The organism is Paraburkholderia sp. EG286B, assembly GCF_040965655.1.
In the GTDB taxonomy this organism is placed as follows: domain Bacteria; phylum Pseudomonadota; class Gammaproteobacteria; order Burkholderiales; family Burkholderiaceae; genus Paraburkholderia.
Map to the genome: position 1 here is coordinate 680,416 of NZ_JBFRCF010000001.1, position 21,385 is coordinate 701,800.

Annotated in this window: 17 protein-coding genes; 6 read left to right on the plus strand and 11 right to left on the minus strand. The window is 64.2% G+C overall.

What is annotated here, in order from left to right:
• Positions 1–127: 127 nt before the first annotated feature.
• The gene (locus AB4Y42_RS03145; protein WP_368693358.1) at positions 128–730 is read right to left on the minus strand and encodes a BON domain-containing protein; all 603 of its coding nucleotides are present in this window, start codon (positions 728–730) and stop codon (positions 128–130) included.
• Positions 731–933: 203 nt separating this feature from the next.
• Here AB4Y42_RS03145 and AB4Y42_RS03150 point away from each other — a divergent pair, with 203 nt between their 5' ends.
• Positions 934–2,334 (plus strand): GntP family permease, encoded by a 1,401-nt coding sequence (locus AB4Y42_RS03150; protein WP_342918484.1) that lies wholly within the window; start codon positions 934–936, stop codon positions 2,332–2,334.
• Between the two features lie 127 nt (positions 2,335–2,461).
• Here the strand turns inward: AB4Y42_RS03150 and AB4Y42_RS03155 are convergent, their stop codons facing one another.
• Positions 2,462–3,661 (minus strand): succinylglutamate desuccinylase/aspartoacylase family protein, encoded by a 1,200-nt coding sequence (locus AB4Y42_RS03155; protein WP_368693359.1) that lies wholly within the window; start codon positions 3,659–3,661, stop codon positions 2,462–2,464.
• Between the two features lie 475 nt (positions 3,662–4,136).
• Between AB4Y42_RS03155 and AB4Y42_RS03160 the strand changes: the two genes are divergently transcribed.
• Positions 4,137–5,324, plus strand: a complete 1,188-nt coding sequence (locus tag AB4Y42_RS03160; protein WP_368693360.1) for a DUF2235 domain-containing protein — start codon at positions 4,137–4,139, stop codon at positions 5,322–5,324.
• A gap of 35 nt (positions 5,325–5,359) precedes the next feature.
• On the opposite strand, the gene AB4Y42_RS03165 is transcribed toward AB4Y42_RS03160, so the two are convergent.
• The 6 genes from AB4Y42_RS03165 to AB4Y42_RS03190 all read right to left on the minus strand — a co-directional run bounded on the left by AB4Y42_RS03165 (position 5,360) and on the right by AB4Y42_RS03190 (position 11,565).
• Complete coding sequence (locus AB4Y42_RS03165; RefSeq protein WP_368693361.1) at positions 5,360–6,079, minus strand: ABC transporter ATP-binding protein; 720 nt, start codon at positions 6,077–6,079, stop codon at positions 5,360–5,362.
• A complete protein-coding gene (locus AB4Y42_RS03170; RefSeq protein ID WP_368693362.1) occupies positions 6,079–6,846 on the minus strand; it encodes an ABC transporter ATP-binding protein in 768 nt (255 codons plus the stop codon). The genes AB4Y42_RS03165 and AB4Y42_RS03170 overlap by 1 nt, the downstream gene beginning before the upstream one ends.
• A complete protein-coding gene (locus tag AB4Y42_RS03175) occupies positions 6,843–8,117 on the minus strand; it encodes a branched-chain amino acid ABC transporter permease (protein WP_368693406.1) in 1,275 nt (424 codons plus the stop codon). The genes AB4Y42_RS03170 and AB4Y42_RS03175 overlap by 4 nt, the downstream gene beginning before the upstream one ends.
• Positions 8,118–8,156: 39 nt before the next feature.
• Positions 8,157–9,104: a branched-chain amino acid ABC transporter permease gene (locus AB4Y42_RS03180; protein ID WP_368693363.1), complete on the minus strand. Its 948-nt coding sequence runs from the start codon at positions 9,102–9,104 to the stop codon at positions 8,157–8,159.
• A 40-nt stretch (positions 9,105–9,144) separates the two neighbouring features.
• Positions 9,145–10,389: a branched-chain amino acid ABC transporter substrate-binding protein gene (locus AB4Y42_RS03185; protein WP_368693364.1), complete on the minus strand. Its 1,245-nt coding sequence runs from the start codon at positions 10,387–10,389 to the stop codon at positions 9,145–9,147.
• Between the two features lie 204 nt (positions 10,390–10,593).
• Positions 10,594–11,565, minus strand: coding sequence for a helix-turn-helix domain-containing protein (locus tag AB4Y42_RS03190; RefSeq protein ID WP_368693365.1), 972 nt, complete (start codon positions 11,563–11,565; stop codon positions 10,594–10,596).
• 99 nt (positions 11,566–11,664) lie between these two features.
• Here AB4Y42_RS03190 and AB4Y42_RS03195 point away from each other — a divergent pair, with 99 nt between their 5' ends.
• Positions 11,665–12,909, plus strand: a complete 1,245-nt coding sequence (locus tag AB4Y42_RS03195) for a DUF1479 domain-containing protein (RefSeq protein WP_368693366.1) — start codon at positions 11,665–11,667, stop codon at positions 12,907–12,909.
• A gap of 7 nt (positions 12,910–12,916) precedes the next feature.
• Here the strand turns inward: AB4Y42_RS03195 and AB4Y42_RS03200 are convergent, their stop codons facing one another.
• The gene (locus AB4Y42_RS03200; RefSeq protein ID WP_368689223.1) at positions 12,917–14,653 is read right to left on the minus strand and encodes an ATP-binding protein; all 1,737 of its coding nucleotides are present in this window, start codon (positions 14,651–14,653) and stop codon (positions 12,917–12,919) included.
• A 177-nt stretch (positions 14,654–14,830) separates the two neighbouring features.
• Positions 14,831–15,166: a response regulator gene (locus AB4Y42_RS03205; protein WP_368693367.1), complete on the minus strand. Its 336-nt coding sequence runs from the start codon at positions 15,164–15,166 to the stop codon at positions 14,831–14,833.
• 333 nt (positions 15,167–15,499) lie between these two features.
• Between AB4Y42_RS03205 and AB4Y42_RS03210 the strand changes: the two genes are divergently transcribed.
• Positions 15,500–15,772, plus strand: a complete 273-nt coding sequence (locus AB4Y42_RS03210; protein ID WP_368693368.1) for a hypothetical protein — start codon at positions 15,500–15,502, stop codon at positions 15,770–15,772.
• 6 nt (positions 15,773–15,778) lie between these two features.
• Here the strand turns inward: AB4Y42_RS03210 and AB4Y42_RS03215 are convergent, their stop codons facing one another.
• A complete protein-coding gene (locus tag AB4Y42_RS03215) occupies positions 15,779–18,829 on the minus strand; it encodes an FAD-binding and (Fe-S)-binding domain-containing protein (protein ID WP_368693369.1) in 3,051 nt (1,016 codons plus the stop codon).
• Between the two features lie 115 nt (positions 18,830–18,944).
• Between AB4Y42_RS03215 and AB4Y42_RS03220 the strand changes: the two genes are divergently transcribed.
• Both AB4Y42_RS03220 and AB4Y42_RS03225 read left to right on the plus strand, forming a co-directional pair.
• Positions 18,945–19,856, plus strand: a complete 912-nt coding sequence (locus AB4Y42_RS03220) for a LysR substrate-binding domain-containing protein (RefSeq protein ID WP_368693370.1) — start codon at positions 18,945–18,947, stop codon at positions 19,854–19,856.
• A 176-nt stretch (positions 19,857–20,032) separates the two neighbouring features.
• On the plus strand, positions 20,033–21,334 hold the full coding sequence (locus AB4Y42_RS03225) for a cation:dicarboxylase symporter family transporter (protein ID WP_368693371.1): 1,302 nt from the start codon (positions 20,033–20,035) through the stop codon (positions 21,332–21,334).
• The last annotated feature ends 51 nt before the right edge of the window (positions 21,335–21,385 follow it).

A 21,385-nucleotide genomic window follows, 5' to 3' on the forward strand; every position in this document is an offset into this window, starting at 1 on the left:
CGGAACAACGACGAACCAGGACGAGTCATTTGGAGCACCCCAACGGGCTTCTAGTTTTTCGACGTTGCGATTGTGCCATGCCGCGAGCCATGTGCGATGCATCGCCGCGAGCGCCAGCTGTGCGCGCTCAGGGCGCCGTCGAAAGCGTCTTGTACGGCAGCGCGCCGCGTGGGTCCGAACTCACGCGTACGAAGACCTGCTCGACGTCGGGAATCGCGGCGAGCCTGCGCTCGAGCGCTGCGCTGTCGAAGCCCGGACCCACGCAGCCTTCCGCGTAAACGAAACGGCGCTGCACCGTGATCCAGATGCTCGTGCCCACAAACAGGGCATCGCCTTGCAGTTGCTGGCGAATCGCCGCTGCAATGTCCGCATCGTAAAGATACGAGTTCGGCTTCGAGCATTTGTGCGCGAGCCAGCAGGTCGTGCCGCGCTCCACGCGATAGTGGGCGTCGTCGTCGGCTTCGGCTTTCGTCATGCGCGGGCCGAGCGGCTGCGGGCAGGCGCTGATTGCGCTCGACAGCGCGACGAACGGGTCGTTGTACCAGTTCTTGCGCTGGGTGTCCGGTGCGTTCTCTGCCTTTGAGGCGGGCGCGGAGGCGCCGGCCTGCGCTTGCGCGAGCGCCGCGCCCGCCCAAATGCCCGCGAAAACGCCCGCGCAAACAAGCGCCGTTGCAAGCCGCGCCGCCCGCGCGCGCCACGCACCTGGGCCGCCCTTACCGTTCGCACTCATCGACTGTCACCTCACCGCCTCACTCCGGCTCGCTCTTCTGCGCAACGATAGGACCGCGCGGCCACGCTCGCAATAACGAGATAAATCCTTTCGTTACAATCGCTGCGACGCACCACCGCCTCGCCGCATGAAGAGACGCAGCTAAAGCCCTCGCCCAGGCAACAAGCTGAATCGCGCACCACGATCGATCCGCAGGAGACTCCATGTCGTTTGTTATCGTTCTCGCCGCCCTCGCGTTCCTCATGCTTGCCGCGTACCGCGGCTACAGCGTGATTCTCTTCGCGCCCATCGCCGCGCTCGCCGCGGTCCTCCTCACCGAACCCGCCGCCGTCGCGCCCGTCTTTTCGGGCATCTTCATGGAAAAGATGGTGGGCTTCGTGAAGCTCTACTTTCCCGTGTTCCTGCTCGGCGCGGTATTTGGCAAGGTGATCGAACTATCGGGATTTTCCGAGGCGATCGTGCACGCCGCCATCCGCTATATCGGCCGCTCGCGCGCCAACGCCGTGATCGTCGCCGTGTGCGCGCTGCTCACTTACGGCGGCGTGTCGCTCTTCGTGGTGGTGTTCGCCGTCTACCCGTTCGCAGCCGAGCTCTATCGCCAGAGCGATATTCCGAAGCGCCTCATGCCGGGCGCCATCGCACTCGGAGCCTTTTCGTTCACGATGGATTCGCTGCCCGGCACGCCGCAGATCCAGAACATCATTCCCACCACCTTCTTCAAGACCACCGCGTGGGCCGCGCCTGCGCTTGGCGTGATCGGATCGCTTTTCATCATCGTGGTGGGCCTCTCGTACCTCGAATGGCGCCGCCGCGGCGCGATGTCGAAAGGCGAAGGCTACGGCACCTCGCTCGTGAACGAGCCGGAACACGTGAAGACCGAACACCTGCCCAACCCGCTGCTCGCCGTCGCGCCGCTCGTGCTCGTGGGCGTGGCGAACTTCCTGCTCACGCACTGGATTCCCGTCTGGTACGGCGACACCGTGACCGTGCCGCCCGAAGTGCTGCCCGGCATTCATACGCCGGTCACGGCCACCGTCAAGCAGGTCGTGGCGATCTGGGCGGTTCAGGGCGCGCTGCTCGCGGGCATCGTGCTCGTGATCGTCACGGCGTTCGGCCGCGTGAAAGACCGCTTCGCGAACGGCACGAAGGCGGCCGTGGCCGGGGCGCTGCTGGCCTCGATGAATACCGCCTCGGAATACGGCTTCGGCGGGGTGATTGCGGCGCTGCCCGGGTTCATCGTCGTGAGCGATGCACTCAAGAGCATTCCGAATCCGCTCGTGAACGCCGCCGTGTCGGTGAGTGCGCTCGCGGGTATCACGGGGTCGGCCTCGGGCGGCATGAGCATCGCGCTCGCGGCCATGTCGGATCTGTTCATCAAGAGCGCGCAGGCGGCGCATATTCCGATGGAAGTGCTGCACCGCGTGGTGGCCATGGCCAGCGGCGGCATGGACACGCTGCCGCACAACGGCGCAGTCATTACGCTGCTCGCGGTCACGGGGCTCACGCACCGCGAGTCGTATCGGGACATCTTTGCGGTGACGGTGATCAAGACGTTGGCCGTCTTCTTCGTGATCGCTGTGTACTATTCGACGGGGATTGTTTGATGTGGGGGGCTCGCAGCGGAGCTGGCGAAACAACTTGAGTTTTTCTTTCTCCGGAAACGCAAGCTGCAGCGTGGCCATATCATCTGAAACAAGGGCGGCAAACCCGTGCAGCCCTGCCCGACCCGATTCATTCGGAAAAGTCCTCCGGATTCTCCTTTGCCGCGCTCTGATAAAGAACCATCAAGAGAGGAATTCTGGGCTCTGCCGTGGCGTCGCTTCGTCGTGCCGTCACCTCGCCCGCGACTTCGGTCGTATACTCCGCGACCAATTCGCCAAAGGTATTGCGCTGGATTGCCACTTTCTGGCCCGCCTTGACCTTGTCATTCACCTTGACCAGCAGTTCGACGAATCCACCGTGCGTCGACATGACTGTGTGGCCGCTGTTGCCAACGATGGTCCCGACGTCTCGCCCAGTGCGCCCCATCGGACCCGATACGACGTTGTAGCGCTTAAGCACGTTCATCGTGCCCTCGACGAACGACGGAATCATGTCGAAATCGAAAGCGCGCGCAGATCCGATCTCGGGCGTGATTGCGGGAATCCCCACATTGATGAATGCATTGGCAAGCAGCGTGGGATAGGCGGGGTTGTCGAAGATCTGCTTGATCGGAAAAAGCTCCGCCATGGCTCGCGCCTCCGGCAATTCCATTCTGGCGAGAATGAAGGACGTCACGTCCATGCCGGTCGTGCCCGTATGAAAATCGAGTGCGTAGTCGGTGTTCGGCCTCAACAGCCGGTTGAACAGCAGTCCCGCATGCCGGCTCGGCGCGCTGGCGCCATTCTCGTTGCCCGGCCATTCGCGGTTGATGTCGATGAGGCCGATACCAAGTGCGGAATTGGGCCATCTGCGCTCCATGGCTTCGAGCGCGGGGCGCGATACGTCGAGAACTGCCAGCACGGTGCCTGACATCTGCGCGGGATCGAGCTGGCTTATCACGCCGTGGATGGTATGCACGGGGCTCATTTCGTCGCCATGCACCCCGCTGATCAGCGCGACGCGCTTGCCCGGCCTCGCACCGTGGACAACGATAACCGACACATACCAGTCCTGACCCGTCGGCATTTGCACGCCCTGAAAGTAGAACTTGTGTGTCTTGCCGCGCTCGAGGTCGCCGACGTCGAGCGCGCTGATGACTTTCTTTCCCTGGATCACATCGCCGGTATAAACCGTCCCCGTCCCTTGCCGGCCCCCGGCGGTCGGCGCATTGGCGCCTTGGGCACTTGCGGCCTCGCTTTGCGCGACCAATGCGGATGTTGCGCCGACCAGCGCAACGGCCTTCTTCATGAAGGCGCGACGAGCGACAACATCTTCCGATTCGTTTTGCATGATAGCGAGGTCCTGACGTTCGGAACCTGTCGGTCAGTTCAGAACATCTGTTAACGTCTTCTACATTCGTTTCCGACGAGTTACTTCGACCAGGCATCCTGCTCAGCCTCTCGAAGCTCGCGGCCAAAACCGCGCCCCCGCCTTTCGCACGTCTCCGAGCGCGCGTCGACATGCATTCTCCCCCCAAGCGCGAAAGCTTGCTTCCCCCACGCGAAAGCCACTTCAGAGCAGTTCAGTTGACCCGCCGGGGCCCCTGCGGCTCACTTCAGCACTACTGCCCCCTGTCATACGTACGCAATCGCACACTCCCGACCTCGCAATCCGGAACACAGAAGCTATATTTGTAGATCTGATGTTTGGCACGCGCAGCGCACGCGACACCGCATCGGCTGGGTTGGCGCATCAAGACGATACTCAGGATAGCGAACAAATGTTGCGTAGATAGCGACTGGATTGCGTGTGTGAGGAGCCAGCGATGTCCAAAACGATAGTCTTTTGCGCAGACGGCACGTGGAACGGCCCCGAAGATCCGGCAGGAAAAGGCGATGGCGTCGCGCCTGACGCCGCGGCCGGGTGTCAGCCGGGACTGACCAACGTATGCAAGCTTTTCGCGTGGCTCGACGGAAACATGCTGCCCGAAGGCACCGACTGGGGCGGCGTCGAGATGGAAAAGGCGCTTGGCGACGCCAACGGCAAACCCGTACAGATCGCGAAGTACATTCACGGGGTCGGGAATTCCGGGCAACTGCTCGACAAAGTCGCCGGCGGCGCGTTTGGCGTCGGCGTCGTCGCCCGCATCGCGCGTGGCTATACGTATATTTCGCGCAACTTCGAGCCGGGCGACAGCATCGTGATCGTCGGTTTCAGCCGCGGCGCGTACACCGCACGAGCCCTTGCCGGACTGATTGCGGGACAGGGCCTGCTTCGGCCAGAGCTCGCCGCGATCGACGATCAGAATCGTTACGACACCGCGGTGGCGGCCTGGTATCGATGGAGACACGGCCACGAAACGACGTTCCAGAAGATCGCAGACGGCGTGATGGAGTTCTTGACGATCCATCGCGCCTTCTCCAAAGCGAAGCCTTTGGACGCCAACTCGTTTGTGAACGCAAAAGTCACCGCAGTGGCAGTTTGGGACACGGTCGGTTCGCTCGGCATTCCCATCTACTATGAGGGTTCCGCCATCGATCTGTTCCGGTTCTGCGATCTGACGCTCAACCCGGCCATTGGCCTCGGCGTGCACGCCGTCTCGCTCGACGAGCAACGCAGGCCGTTCGAACCGACGCTGTGGAATCCCAACCCGAACGTGACGCAAGCGCTCTTTCCAGGCGGTCATTGCGATGTCGGCGGCGGCTATACCGATCACGGCCTCTCCGACGGCCCGCTGGTCTGGATCGTGGACAGATTGCAGCACACGGATGTCGGATTGAAGTTCGCCCTTCATCCGCCCGTTGCGGTCCAGTCCAATCCCCTGGGGCCGCGGCATCGCGAATGGGTGGCGGACGCTGTCTGGCTGGCCGCGGGCGTGGGCGCGCGGGCCTTCCCGGCAGGCATGGTCGTCAACGACAACATACGGCAGCGGATGAACGGCCAACCCGAAGAACTTTTTGGGGCTAACGGGCAGCAGCCCAACTACTCACCGGGTAACTTGCCAGCACGCTAAGCGGCATTGCTTCGGCAGGGCGAACGAACGAAGTCCTACACCTCCAGCCATTCCTGGCGGACGCGCGCATCGGCCTTCAACTGCTGCGGCGTCCCCTCGAACACGATCTGCCCGTGCCCCATGACGTACACGCGCTGCGAGATATCGAGCGCGATGGCCTGCTTCTGCTCGACGAGCAGCACCGAAATACCGCGCGCCTTCAGCGTCTTCAGATACTCGCCCACCTGCGCGACGACGAGCGGCGCGAGCCCTTCGGTCGGCTCGTCGATGATGATGAGGTCGGGGTCGCCCATGAGCGTGCGGCACAGCGTCAGCATCTGCTGCTCGCCGCCGGACAGCAGGCCCGCGGGCGTGTCCTCACGCTCTTTCAGGCGCGGGAACATCCGGTACATGTCGTCGAACTGCCAGCGCGGCTTCTGGCGCGAGCGGTTGCGCTTTTCGCCGAGCATCAGGTTCTGCCGCACGGTGAGCGTCGGGAAGATGTCGCGATTCTCCGGCACGTAGCCGATGCCCCGGTGCGCGACCTCGAAGGTGCGCAGCCCGCGCACTTCCTCGCCGCGCAGCAGAATCTGCCCCTCGCACCGCACGAGCCCCATGATGGCTTTGGCCAGCGTCGAGCGGCCCACGCCGTTGCGTCCGAGCAGGGCGACGATCTCCCCCTCGCCCACCTGCATCTCGACGCCGTGCAGGATATGGCTCTTGCCGTAGTACGCATGCAGGTCGCGCACCTGGAGCATGGAATTCGCGGTCGCCATCAATGTGTACCTGCGGGTTCGTCCAGCGTGGTGCCCAGATAGGCTTCCTTCACGCGGCGGTTGTTACGGATGGCTTGCGGCGTGTCCGTGGCGATCACCTCGCCGTACACGAGCACCGAGATGCGGTCGGCGAGGCCAAACACGACGCTCATGTCGTGCTCGACCATCACCAGCGTCTTGCCGACGGTGACCCGGCGAATCAGTTCCACCGCGTGATCCGACTCCGAGCGGCTCATGCCCGCCGTAGGCTCGTCGAGCAGGATCACCTCGGCGCCGCCCGCAATCGTGATGCCGATTTCGAGCGCGCGCTGCTCGGCGTAAGTCAGCAGCCCCGCAAGGGTGTCGTGGCGGCCCTGCAGGCCGATCAGCTCGAGCACTGCTTCGGCGCGTTCGCGCGCGTCGCGCAATTGCTCGAGACGATGCCAGAACGAATACCGGTAGCCGAGCGACCACAACACGGAGCAGCGCAAATTCTCGAACACCGAAAGGCGATGAAAAATGTTCGTCACCTGAAAGCTGCGCGAGAGCCCCATGCGGTTGATCTTGTACGGCGGCAGCCCGCCGATCTCAACGCCGTTGAGTTTGACCGTGCCGGAACTCGGCGCCATGCGCCCCGAAATCAGGTTGAACGTGGTCGACTTGCCCGCGCCGTTGGGACCGATCAGCGCATGACGTTCGCCCTTCGCGATATCGAGGTCGACACCGCGAATGATCTCGGTGCGCCCGAAATTCTTGCGCACGTCACGCAACTCCAGTGCGGCCGTCATACGTCGCTCCCTGCGATTTCCCGTTGCACGCCATCCCACGCGTCGCGCACCCGCGCGGCCGCGAGGCGTCCCGCCTGCGCGCCCAGCGCCCACAGCACCGCCGCGACGGCCCACGGCTTCCACGACGCGGCATCGAAGTGCAGGCCGAAGAACGCCATAGCCGTGCCGTTGTCGCTATCGATCTGCACCTTGTAGACGAGTTCGACCGTCAGCACGAGCGCAGCCAGCAAGATCAGCCCGGCGCCCAGCGCCGCCGCATAGGAAGGCAGCATGCGGTGCAGCTTGCGCGCCGCAATCAGAGGCACCTGCTTCATCAGCAGGCTCGACACGCCGCCCGGCACGTACATCACCACCAGCACGAAGAAGAGGCCGAGGTACAGCAACCATGCCGGCGTGAGATTGGACAACGCGACCGCGAACAGCACGAACAGGATCGAACCGATGATCGGCCCGAAGAAGAACGCCCCGCCGCCGATGAACGTCGCGAGCAGCACGCCGCCCGACTGTGCGGCGCCGACATTCTCCGCCGTCACGATCTCGAAGTCGATCACGGAGAGGCCGCCCGCTATGCCGGCGAAGAACGCCGAGAGGACCATCACGAAAAAGCGCACGCGCTGCGTGTTGTACCCGACGAATTCCGCACGCTCGGGATTGTCGCGCACGGCATTGGCGATGCGGCCGAGCGGTGTCTGCGTCCATGCGTACATGGCGATCATCGACACGAGGCACCATACCGCGATCAGGTAGTACACCTGAATCGCCGGTCCGTAGGTGATGCCGAGCACCGCATGGCCAACCGTGCGATTGGTCGGCACCCCGCCCTCGCCGCCGAAAAAGCCGGGAAACATCAGCGAACTCGCCGCCACCATTTCGCCGATGCCGAGCGTGATCATCGCAAAGGTGGTGCCCGACTTGCGCGTGGTCACGTAGCCGAACAGCACGCCGAACAGCATGCCCCCGAGCCCGCCGACCAGCGGCAGCAGCGAAACGGGCAACGGGAAATGGTTCGCGCCGATCTGGTTGAGCACATGCGCCGCCACGAATGCGCCGAGCCCGGAGTACACCGCGTGCCCGAACGAGAGCATGCCGGTCTGCCCGAGCAGCATGTTGTACGAGAGCGCGAAGATGATCATGATGCCCATCTGCGAAAGCAGCGCGATCGCGAAGCCGCTGGAAAACACGAGCGGCAGCACGAGCATGATGAGCACCGTAGCGCCCCAGATGATCCAGCGCAGCGAATGCGCGGACTGCCGCCATCCGTGGCGTTGCATGGCCGAACCGGCGCTGGCCTGAATGAGCGGTTTCATCGGTCAGCCCTCCCGCTTGCCGAGCAACCCGCGCGGTCGCAGGATCATCATGAGCACCATGAGCAGATAAGGCAGAATCGGCGCGACCTGCGAGACCGGCATGCGCAACAGCGACGAGAGCGTCGTGCTGTCCGTGACCCTCATGCCGACAAGTGAAAACAGATCGGAAAGCGAGGCATCGATCGTGACGGCGAAGGTCTGCATGATGCCGATCAGCAGCGAGGCGATGAACGCGCCCGGCAGCGAGCCCATGCCGCCCACCACGGCGATCACGAACACGATGGTGCCGACCGACTCGGCCATCGAGGGCGAGGTGACGAACGCATTGCCGCCAATCACACCCGCGAGGCCCGCCAGCGCGGCGCCGCCGCCGAACACCAGCATGAACACGCGCTGCACGTTGTGCCCGAGCGCCTCGACCATTTCCGGATGCGTGAGCGACGCCTGAATGACGAGGCCGATGCGCGTGCGCGTCAGCACCAGATACAGCGCCGCGAGCATGGCAATCGAAATCAGCATCATGAAGGCGCGATACTTCGGAAACTCCGACGTGTACACCTTGAACAGCGCCCCGTTTAGTTCAGGCGGAATGGCGTACGGCACCGCGGCCAGTCCCCAGACCAGCTTGACGCCCTCCACGATCAGATACGACAGGCCGAAGGTGAACAGCAATTCCGCCACGTGCCCGAACTTGTGCACGGTACGCAAGCCGAAACGCTCGACGAGCGCGCCGACACACGCCACGAGCACCGGCGCCGCCACGAGCGCCGGCCAGAAACCGATCTTGCTCGCTATGGTGTAGGCAAAGTAGGCCCCGAGCATGTAAAAGCTGGCGTGCGCGAAGTTGAGCACGCCCATCATGCTGAAGATCAAGGTGAGGCCCGAGGAAAGCATGAACAGCAGCAGCCCGTAGCCGATGCCGTTCAACAGAGAGATGGTCAGGAATTCCACTGCCCGATGATCCTTGTGAAGTGTCGTAGCGAGAGCACGTTCAGCCCGGGCGCTTCATCTGGCAAGTGGTCGGCTGCGTTGCCGCGGTCGGCCCGAGCTGGACGTCGGTGCGCCAGCCATAGCCGGTGTTCTCCTGGTCGTACTTTACCGTTTTGCCGTCCGTCTTGGTCCATGTCGCGATCACGAGCGACTGCTGCGCCTGGTGATCGGCAGCGCGCATCGCGACCGGACCGTTCATGCCGTCGACCGTCATGCCCTCCATGGCCTTGGCCACCTTGACGGGATCGCTCGACTTCGTCGCGCTTATCGCCTTGCTCAGCATTTCGATGGCGGCATAGGCCGTCGCCAGGTAGTAGTCGTCGTTGTACTTCTTCTTGTAGCCCTCGATGATCTGCCCCACCACCGGCGGGTTGTTCGCCGTGTTCGGGCCGAACACGCCCACGTACTTCACATGGTCGGCGCCGGACGCGCCCATGGCCGTCGGCACGCCGGTCGTGCCCGCGTAATAGGTATAGAAGTTGGCCGTCACACCGGCGTCCTTGCTCGCCTTCACGAGCAATGCGAGGTCGCTGCCCCAGTTGCCCGTGATCACCGTGTCGGCGCCGGACGCCTTGATCTTGGTGGCGTAAGGCGAGAAGTCCTTCACGCGCGCGAGCGGATGAAAATCGTCGCCGACGATCACGATATCCGGGCGCTTGCTCTTCAGGTCCTCGCGCGCCACGCGCGAGACGTCGTGGCCAAACGAGTAGTCCTGATCGATGAGATAGACCTTCTTGATGTCCTTGTCGCGCGCGAGGAACGTGGTGAGCGCATCCATCTTCATGTCGGCGTTGGCGTCGAAGCGGAAGTGCCAGTAGTCGCACCGCGCGTTGGTCATGGCCGGGTCCACCGCGGCGTAGTTCAGGTAGACGATTTCCTTGCCCGGATTGCGCGAGTTGTACTTGGCGACCGCATCCTCCAGCGCGAGGCCGACCGACGAGCCGTTGCCCTGCACGATATAGCGGATGCCCTGGTCGGCGGCCTGGTTCAGCAGGGTCAGGCTTTCCTGCGGCGACAGCTTGTTATCGAATCCGACCACCTCGAACTTCGTGCCGTTTGCCCAGTTGTGCTCGTTGGCGTATTCGGCCGTGTATTGCCAGCTGTGCAGCTGATTCGTTCCGAGTGACGCCATCAGGCCGGACAGCGGATCGATGAAGGCAATCTTGACCGTCTGCGCCTGCGCGGCCCCTCCTGACAACGCCGACGATACCACCGCACCAACCAGCAACGAGCGCAACATCCTCATGGACTGTCTCCTTTGTTTGGGCATTGCTTATCGAGCGTGAATTTTCTGTCCGACCGTGCGATTTTTCGTTATATCACCACATTCCAGACGCTAATAACAGCACTCCAGGGAAATCGCTGACGCGAGCCGGCATAGCGAGTCATTGCGACCGGCTTACGGTTCGCCTGGGTCCACTTGCGACGTATCAACCGCGCATCCGGGACCTCAGGCCCGGCGCACGCGGGGCTTGCCGCCCGCGGTCCGCCGGGCAGGCTCGAGAGAAGGCGAGCGCTCGGTCAGGGACGGCGCAGCGTGATCCTCGTCATGCTCTGCGCCCTTGAATTGCTGCCGGTAGGCCACGGGCGTCAACGCTTTCGTGGCCTTGAACTGCCGGTTGAAATTCGCGGCGTTGGGGAACCCCGAGCGGGTGGCGACCACCGAGATGGGCATCTGCGTGTCGGTCAACAGCCGGCAGGCATGGCCGATTCGCACCCGTGCGAGGTACTGCCCCACGCTTTCGCCCGTGTGCTGCACGAAATGCCGCGTCAGTGTGCGTTCGGACAGACCTGCGGCTTTGGCGAGCGTCGAAAGGCGCAAGGGTTGCGAGAACTGCGTTTCGATCAGCGCAAGCACCCGGTTCAGCTGCTCGGGTTCGTAGCCCGACGACGCGCCAACGCGGCCTTCGAACGCGCTGGGCGTCGCCAGCTGGGTGGCAGGAAAGTCGGTCAGCCAGACGAGGATCTCCAGCACGGCAGCCAGACGCCCACGCGGGTCCGCCGACAAAAGACGGTCCAGATAGCCGCGCATCTGCGCGCCGGCGCCTTCCTCGAAGACCAGTCCGCAGGCCGCGCGACGCAGCAGGTTGCGCAGGTTCGCGTATTCCGGGCAAACATCGGCGAGGCGCTGCACCCAGCGGCCTTCGAACCAGATGACGATGGCAACCTGAGAGTCCGCCGGGTCGATCGAGCGATTGGACGACCAGGTGTGCGGCATGTCCGGCGGGACCAGGACGAGATCGTCGGCGCCATAAGCGGTGACCGAATCGCCGATATAGCGCTTGCCCTGGCTGTTCATCGTCAGCGTGAGTTCGTATTCCGGGTGGTGATGCCACTCGAACGGAATGCGCGGCAAGCGCCGGTGGTAAACCCGCACCGAACATCTGCTGCCGAAGTCGACGTGCTCGTACACTGCTTTCATGGCCGAAACTACAAAAAGATTGACTCGATAGTATCACCGGCCAGGACTGCGCCGGCGTACGCTCCCATCATTCGAACTCACCAGGGTGGAGACAAGGACATGGCTTTGCATATCGACGACCTGCCCGCGGCTATCCGCAAGGCCAAGCAGGAACTGCGGGAAGAACTGCCCAACTACCAGGCCGTGTTCGCCGAGGTCGAATCGGCCATGCACGAAGAAGCGCATCGCATTGCCCGGCTTCGCGACCGGGGTGAGCCGGTCATCCCCGAAATCGCCTTCGCGGACATCGTCGGCAACCGGGTGAGCGCGGAGCAGATCGCGCGCGTAAAGGCGCGTGGCGCGTGCGTCATCCGCAAGGTATTCGACCGCTCGCTCGTGGAGCTGTGGGACAACGAGATTGCCGACTACGTCGAGCGCAACGATCTCGACCGCAAGCTGCTGCATCGCGCCGAAGACAAATACTTCGGCCAGCTGGCCTCGAGCAGGCCGCAGATCTACGGCGTCTACTGGTCGAAGCCGCAAGTGCTGGCGCGCCAGTCGCCGGAACTCACCGAGGCGCGCGTGTTCCTGAACCGGCTGTGGCGCACCGAGAGCGAAGGCCGCGTGCATTTCGACCCGGATCACGTGCCGGTTTATGCAGACCGGCTGCGCCGCCGGCCGCCCGGCTCCGAATCGCTGGGGCTTTCCGCGCACTGCGACGGCGGATCGGTCGAGCGCTGGATCGAAGCGAACTTCCGCAAGGTCTACCGTCACGTGTTCTCGGGAAACTGGCGCGACTATGACGCGTTCGATGCGGCGTGGCGCACCGCCGTCGAAGAGATTCCGTCACCGGCTGTCTGCTCGATGTTCCGCACGTTTCAGGGTTGGACGGCGCTCACGCAGCAAGGCCCCGGCGACGGCACGCTGCAGCTCGTGCCCATTGCGAACGCGATGGTCTACATCCTGCTGCGCGCGCTGCAGGACGACATTGCCGACGACGACCTGTGCGGCGCGATGCCGGGCCGGGCGCTTTCGATCAAGCCGGAATATCACGCGCCGCTTTTCCACGCGCTTTCGTCGATTCCCCTGATGCAGCCGGGCGACACCGTCTTCTGGCATAGCGACGTGATTCATGCCGTGGAGGATGCGCATCGCGGCAAGGGCTACAGCAACGTGATGTACATCGCTTCGGCGCCGTCCTGCGCCAAGAACGACGCGTATCTCGCGCGGCAGCTACCGAGCTTCCTCGAAGGCAAGAGTCCGCCGGACTTCCCGACGGATCATTTCGAAGTCGATTTCGTCGGGCGTGCAACGGTGGAAGACCTGACGCCGCTCGGACGCGCGCAGATCGGGCTGAAGCGCTGACCTTGCGTCAGTCGGTCTTGTTCAGCGCATTGCGCACCGCAACGGCAAGCTCGTCGTATCGATAAGGTTTGCTAATCAGCGCGACACCTTCGTCGAGCTTGCCGTCGTGGAAAATGACGTCGCGCGTATAGCCGGAGGCAAACAGGACCTCGGCGTAATACGGCGGCCCGCTCGCAATACGAGCCAGTTCGCTGCTTCGCACCGTGCCCGGCGTCACGACATCCGTGAACAGCAGGTCGAAGCGCTGGCCGCTCTGGATCAACTTGAGCGCGCTTTCGCCATCTTGTGCGGAGAGCACCTTGTAGCCGAGCTGGGCCAGCATCTCGATCGCGGCAATGCGAACGTCGGCATCGTCTTCGACGACGAGAATGGTCTGGCCGCCCCGCTCCTGTCTCGCAACGGTCGGTTTGTAAGCGTCGTATTCCGCTTCCAGGCTGCGCGGGAAATAGAGGTTGACGGTCGTGCCCTGGCCTTCCGCGCTTTCAATGAAAACGTGGCCCGAACTCTGCGCCACGAACCCGTGCACCATGCTCAAACCCAGCCCCGTTCCCTGCCCCTCGGCCTTCGTGGTGAAGAACGGCTCGAACACACGCGCTTTCACGTGGTCGGGCATGCCGCTGCCCGAGTCCGAGACTTGCAGGCGCACATATTCGCCCGCTGGGACGCCATCGCGAAGCGCCAGTTCGTCGTTGCCCGCATCGATGTTCGCGAGACAAACGCAGATGCGTCCGGGTCCGTCGATCGCGTCGCGCGAGTTGATGACCAGATTCAACAGCGCGCTTTCCAGCTGGCTTCGGTCGGCGCAGATATTCCAGCTTTCCTGCGCCGGCACGATGGCGAGTTCGATCGTCTCCGGCAACGTACGGTGCAGCATCTCGGCGATGCCTTCGACCAGCCGGAAGGGATTCAGGACGGCCGGCGCGAGCGGTTGTCTACGTGCAAAGGCCAGCAGTTGCGCGGCGAGTTTCGCGCCGCGCGACACCGCGTTGCTGACCGCAGCGACGCGCCGCTCGAGTGCGGCGTTCCCGCGCGTCGAAAGCTCGATGAGCTGCAGGTTGGCGGAGATGACCTGCAGGACGTTGTTGAAGTCGTGCGCGACGCCGCCCGTAAGACTGCCGATCGCCTCCAGCTTTTGCGCCTGACGCAGCCGCTCCTCCATCGCCACGCGCGCCCCCACTTCCTCGGCGACGCGCTGCTCCAGTGTCTGGGTCAGTTGCAGCAGCGCGTCTTCGGCCACCTTGCGCTGCCTTTCCGCCAGGATCTTCGCGGTCGTTTCGAACACGATGGCGATGACGCCCGCCGGCCGCTCGTCGTCTTCAAAAACCGGGCTGTAGCTCAGATCCATCCAGACGTCTTCGGGGTGCCCCTCGCGATACAGCACGAGCTGCTTGTCCTGGAAGGCCAGCGTTCCGCCCGCGAGACACGTATCGACGACATTGCGGTTGAACGCCGCCACCTCCGGCCAGCCGGTTTCGACCGGTTTGCCCAGCAGGAATGGATGCCGGCCGCCCGCGAAAACCGCGTAGGCGTCGTTGTAGACCATCGTGCCTTCGCGGCCCCAAAGCATGACGAGCGGAGATGGCGAGGCGAGCAGCATGTTGATCGCGGCGACGAGGCTCGCCGACCACGTTTCGCGCGGGCCGAGCGCCGTGTTGCTCCAGTCGAATGCGGCGATGCGCTCCGCCATTTCACCCGGCCAGCGGGTCGAGGGGCGCTCGATCGGCGGTGGAACTTCCTTGTTCATGACGCGACTCGGCTCCCAGGAGACGCTGCTGGAGATCGGAACTGCGATGCACGTGGAGATTCGAGGCTGCGCACGAGCGAGACGGTGCGCGCAATTATTGTTCCGGCTCCGGGCGGGACCCGTCAAGACTGCCACAAAGGGCGACCGGCGCCGAAGCGGCAGCCGGTCAGACCGGTGTCACAGGCAGGCCAGCAGGTCTTCGAGCCGCACCGGTTTCGTCAGACATTTGTCGAAACCGGCCGCTGCCGCCCTGGCCGCGATATCCGGGTCGGCGTGTCCCGATAGCAGAACGTACCGGGTATGCGACAGCGCGGGGTTGAGCCGAAGCTGGCTCACCAGGTCGCCGCCGCTCATGTCGGGAAGCTTCCAGTCCACGAGGGCAAGCTCGGGAAAGAACGACCCGGCGACGAGCAGGGCCTCTTGTCCATCGGCGGCGCATCGGGCTTGATGACCTTCGAACTCGACGAGCGCCGCGAGCGCATCTGCGACGTCGCGGTTGTCGTCGACTAGCAAGATTCGTTTTGGCATCGGGCACAAAAAGCTGGCTGGAGAACGGGCGCGACACAGGCAGAACCCGCACCGCGGTTCGCCTTCGAGTGTACCCGGATTCCGCCAACGGCAAACGCCCGCGTCACCTCACGCCCGGGGTCGGAGTCCATCCAGCATGCTGCATCACGCGCAATTCATCGTTGTACTGAGCAATCTGCTTTGCACAGCAGCAATGCGGCAAGCGCTTAACTCGTTGTTACCGATCTCGCAGCACCGTTGCACCTGTGTCAGGGGACGGCGCCTAGACTCGGAGCCGTGCTCATCAAGAACGCACGCAGCGTGCGAAGGAGTGGCGATATGAAGAGGACGATTCTCGGCCTGGTCCTGGGCGCAACGGCGTTGGCGGCTTCGACCGCTGCATTGGCCCACGTGGATGTGGCTGTGGGCGTCGGCGTGCCAGGCGCGGCCTATGCGCCGGTTCCCGTCCAGACCGACTGGCGAGGCGACGACTGGCGCGCGCGGCGTTGGCGGGAACACGAATGGCGCGAGCACGAACGTCGCGAGCATGAATGGCGCGAGCGGCAGTGGCGTGAACGCGAATGGCACGACCGGGGCCGCTGGAACTACTGACCCGGATCAGCGCAGGGCGTCCAGCAGCGCCTGAACAGGGTGGCGCAACGGGCGCCCGCGCAGGCGCTTCACCTGGCAGCGGCATGAATAGCCCGTGGCGAGCAGTTCATCCGCCCCCTGCGTCGACGTCGATGCCGCATCGACATGCCGCGCCCACGATTGTTCGAAGATCGCTTCCGAGGTCGCGCGATTGCGCGCCTCGTGGCCGTAAGTGCCCGACATGCCGCAGCAACCGCTGGCCGGCGTCGCGAGCGCGAGGCCTGCCGCCGCGAAGACGTCTTTCCACAGGAGCGCGGCAGCGCTCGCGTTGGTGCGCTCGGTACAATGCGATAGCAGTCTGAACGAGCCGGACGCTCGCGGCGATGTTGCACGCGTGCGCAGCGCGCCGATCAGCCACTCCTGCGGCAACTGAACGTCGGGCAAGGCTTCGATGCCTTCCACCTTGCGATACTCCTGGCGGTACACGAGCGTCATGGCCGGATCGATGCCCACCAGCGGCACACCCGTTCTGGCGAGCGCGGCCAGTTGCGCCGCATTGCGCCGCGCGGCCCGGCGAAACTGCGGCAGAAACCCCTGCACGTGCAGCGGCTTGCCGTTCGGCAGATAAGGCGCGACGAAGACCTTGAACCCGAGCCGCGCGGCGAGTTCCAGAAATGCGGCGGCGACCGGCGTTTCAAAGTAGCGCGTGAACGCGTCCTGCACCACGATCACGCTGCGCTGGCGCTCGGCTTCGTCAAGTTTCGAGAGGCGTTCGGGCGTTGCGATCTCTGCTCCCGAGCGGCGCAGCACACCACGCCATGACACCTGGCTCAACAAAGGGCTATCGACAAGGCCAAGACCGCGCGCAAGCAGCGATTTGACTGGACCCGCGCCCATCACCGCGTTGTAGACGCTTTTCGCTCCAGGCACCGCCGCTACGCGCGGCACCGTGAACTCGAGCGCGCCGATCAAGTAGTCGCGCAGCGGCCGCAAATAGCGCGTGTGATACAGCTCCAGAAAGCGGGCGCGAAACTCGGGCACGCTCACTTTCACGGGGCACTGCCCCGCGCATGACTTGCACGAGAGGCAACCCGCCATGGCGTCGTACACCTCATGCGAGAAGTCCTGCTCGCCCTGGCGTTTGCGCATGCTATTGACCATGCGCACCGGCAACGCCGCCGCAGCTGGCACAGCAGTGAGATCCGCTCCGGCATCCTGTTGCCGGCGCAGCCATTCGCGCATCAGCGAAGCCCGGCCCTTCGGCGAATGCACGCGCTCGCGCGTCGCCTTCCACGACGGACACATGGCGTCGTTCGGGTCGAAGTTGTAGCAGGCGCCGTTGCCGTTGCAGTGAACGGCGTCGGCATTGGCCTGCCAGACGCGCTCGTCGATGCGCCGGTCCAGTTCGCCGCGCAGCGTCGTCGCGTCGATCTTCAGCAGCGCCGCACTCGCCCCGGCCGGCGTGGCGATCTTGCCGGGATTGAGCTGATTGTGCGCATCGAATGCCGCCTTGAGCCGCTGCAACGCGGGATACAAAGGCCCGAAGTACTCGGGCACATACTCCGAGCGCACGCCCTTGCCATGCTCGCCCCATAGCAGGCCGCCATACTTCATCGTCAAGGCGGTCACGGCATCCGAAATGGGGCGCACGAGCGCGGCCTCGTCGGGATTGCGCATGTCGAGCGCGGGGCGCACGTGCAGCACGCCGGCATCGACGTGGCCGAACATGCCGTAGCGCAAGCCAAAACCATCAAGCAGCGCCCGAAACTCCGCAATATAGTCGGCGAGATTTTCGGGCGGCACAGCCGTGTCTTCCACGAAGGGCTGCGGGCGACTCGCACCGCGGGCGTTGCCCAGCAGGCCCACCGCACGCTTGCGCATCGCATAGACGCGATGGATCGCCGCCTCGCCTTCGGCGATCGTATGTCCCAGGCGCCTGACGCTCGCATCGGCACGCAGGTGCTCGACGAACGCCGCCACGCGCGCGCGCAAGTCGTCCGCATCGTCGCCGCTGAATTCGACCATGTTGATGCCGCTCGCACCGCCTTCGACGCCTTCGTCGGCGGGGAAATAGTCGGCCACGCTTTGCCAGACGCTATCCTCGCGCGCCAGCCGCAGCACCGTGGAGTCCACGGTCTCGATCGAGAGCGGACGATGGGCCATCAACGCGCGCGCGTCGCGCAGGGCATCCATGAAACCTTCATAGCGGATATTGACGAGCGCGGCGTGCTTCGGAACCGGCAGCACGTTCAGCGTCGCCTCGACGATAAAGCCGAGCGTGCCCTCCGAGCCGCACAGCACACTGTTGATGTCGAAGCGTCCTTCGCCGTCACGCAAATGGGCGAGGTCGTAACCCGTCAGGCAGCGGTTCAGCTCGGGAAAGCGCTCGCGTATCAGGCCGGCTTCACGCTCGCTGATATCGCGCGCGGTGCGGAAAACTTCGCCGATCTTGTCCTCGCGCGCACAGAGCGCCGCGAGTGCGGCCTCATCGACCGGCGCGCTCGACAGGCGCTCACCGCCAACGAGGACCGTTTCCAGCGCGAGCACGTGGTCGCGCGTTTTCCCGTAGGTGCAGCTGCCCTGCCCGCTCGCATCCGTGCTGATCATGCCGCCGATGGTCGCGCGGTTCGAAGTCGACAGCTCCGGCGCGAAAAAGAGTCCGTGCCGCTTCAGTTCGGCATTGAGCTGGTCCTTGACGACACCGGCCTCCACCCTTGCCGTGCGCGCAACGGGATCGATTTCGAGGATCCGGTTCATGTGCCTCGACATATCGACCACGATGCCCTCGGTCAGCGACTGCCCGTTCGTGCCCGTGCCGCCGCCGCGCGCCGCGACTGCCACGCCGCGAAACGCCTCGCGCCCGAGCAGCGCCGCGAGGCGTACGACGTCCTGCGCATGGCGCGGAAACACCGCCGCCTGCGGATAGCGCTGGTAGATCGAATTGTCCGTGGCCAGCACCGTGCGCGTCGCGTGAGTCGCGTCCACCTCGCCTTCGAAACCCGATCTCTCCAATTCATGCAAAAATTGACGGATCAGCGGGTTGCTGAATTCGCCGATGGCAAGCGGGGCAATTGTCATATCGTTCTCGAAGTCTCGCCGTGGGCGCACGATTCCCTTACTGGCAGGGTATTGTCGCGTCCCCGGCCGGCACCGGGCAAACGTATATTCGTTGGGTTGATCATGAGGTTTATGAATGAATTTCCGCAAGCTCACGCCTTCCATGTCGCTGCTGCTCGCGTTCGAGGCGTCCGCGCGGCATGAGAGCTTCACGCGTGCCGCCGAGGAGCTATCGCTCACGCAGAGCGCCGTGAGCCGCCAGGTTCAGGCGCTCGAAGCGATGCTCGATCTCGCGCTCTTCACGCGCGAGGGCAAGCGCATCATCCCCACGGATATCGGCCGCGCCTATATGGCCGAGATCTCGCACGCGCTCACGCTGATCCGCAGTGCGACGCTGCAGGCCCTCACCGCCAACGCGCCGAAAACGCAGTTGCGCGTCGCGACCCTGCCGACGTTCGGGGCCAAGTGGCTGCTGCCGCGCCTGCACCGCTTCTATCAGGCGCACCCCGATCTGCAGATCGATCTCGACTCGCGCATCGAGGCCGCCGATTTTTCGACCCAGGACCTCGACGCCGCCATCGTGGTGGGCGACGGCCGCTGGCCGGGCGTGACGGCACACCGGCTTTACGCGGAAGAACTGGTGCTGGTCGGCAACCCGGCCGCGTTGCCGCGAGCGCGAAAATCGCGGCGCAGGGCCGCCGCGCCGACCATCGACTCCCTCGAAGGGCTCACGCTGCTGCGGGTGCGCAGCTTTCCCGACGCCTGGCGCGAATGGTGCGCGCACTTCGGTTTGCCCCACGACGCGCTGCGGCCGGGCCCGAGTTTCGAGCTGACCTCGCATTTGATCCAGGCAGTCGTGGCCGGTATCGGCGTAGGCCTCGTGCCGCGCATGCTGGTGGAAGACGAATTGCGGGAAAACCGGCTTCTCAGCCCGTTCGAAGCGGTGCCGAGCTCGCGCTCGTATTACCTCGTCTACCCTGAGCGTGCTCAACGCCATCCCGTGCTGGTGGCGTTTCGCGACTGGCTGCTGGAGGAGCTCGGCGGGTAGCCGTGACGTCAAGGTTGCATCCGCAAGGGGATGCGGAATGAAAATTGCTGTACAGCCACCCTCGCATTTCGGTCTCACCAATAAGAAAAACAGATGGCTTATTTAGCGTTTCGCAAAGCCTGAATATCCGCCTGCCCCTCCATAATTCCATATGAATAATCACAGCGGAGGAGACAGTGAGGCTGTTGCGCCAGCTGTACATCCAGGTTCTGATTGCCATCGCGCTGGCCATCGCATTCGGCCTGCTCGCGCCGCACGAGGCCGTGAAGATGAGGCCACTGGGCGAAAGCTTCATTGCGCTGCTCAAGATGATGCTCGGGCCCATCATCTTCTGCACCGTCGTGCATGGCGTTGGGCACATCAAGGACTTCAAACGCCTTGGACGGCTCGGCGTAAAGACACTGCTCTATTTCGAAGTGGTCAGCACGCTCGCCATGCTGACCGGCTTTGCCGTCGTCAACATCGTCAGGCCCGGCGACGGGCTCCACGCGCGCTCGCTGAGCGCCGGTGAAGGCGCCGCCGCGGCGATCAAGGCGGGCACGAGCGGCGACTTCTCGTTCACGCACTTTCTCACCTCCATCATTCCGCATACGCTCGTTTCGGCGTTCGTCAGCGGCGACATTCTTCCCGTGCTGTTCGTTTCGCTGCTCGCGGGCTTCGCGCTCGCCACCTGCGCGAAACCCGACTGGGTCGTGTTCCGCCTGATCGAGGAAGCGCAAACGGTCGTCTTCAAGATGCTCGGCTTCATCATGCGGCTCTCGCCACTGGGCGCGTTCGGCGCCATGGCGGCGGCCGTGGGCAGCTACGGCAGCGTCACGCTGCTGTTCCTGCTGCGCTACGTGCTCACCTATTACGCCAGCACGCTGTGCTTCGTGTTCATCGTGCTCGGCGTCGTGGCCGGCCTGGCGGGATTCTCGATCTTCAGAATCCTTTCGCTCATCAAGGAAGAAGCGATTCTCGCGATGGGGACGGCCGCCAGCGAAGTCGCGTTTCCGCGGCTCGTCAGCAAGCTCGAACAGGCGGGCTGCGACGAGGTCGTGGTGGGCTTCGTGCTGCCGGCTGGCTATAGCTTCAACATCGACGGCGCGTGCCTCTACATGGCCTGCGGCGTCGGCTTCATCGCGCAGGCGACCGATACGCCCTTGAGCCTCTCGCAGCAACTCGCGCTGCTCGCGGTGATGATGCTCACGTCCAAGGGCGGTGCGGGCGCGGCGGGCGGCGCGCTCGTCAAGCTCGCGGCGACGATCCAGACCTCGCGCGCACTGCCGCTTGCGGGCGTGGGCCTGCTGTTCGGCATCGACCGCGTTCTCGCCATTGCGACTTCCACGACCAATGTGATCGGCAATTCGGTGGCCGTGCTCGTTTTGTCGAAATGGGAAAGAATGTTCGACAAGCAAAAGTTCGACGCCCACATGAACCGGCGTCTCGCGGCCCCGGTCGAGTCGCCGCCGGTTCAGGCGAGCGAACCTCGCGTGTGAGCCTGGCGCGCTGGTCTCTTCGCTTGTCTCTTCATCAACGTCATCGAGAGC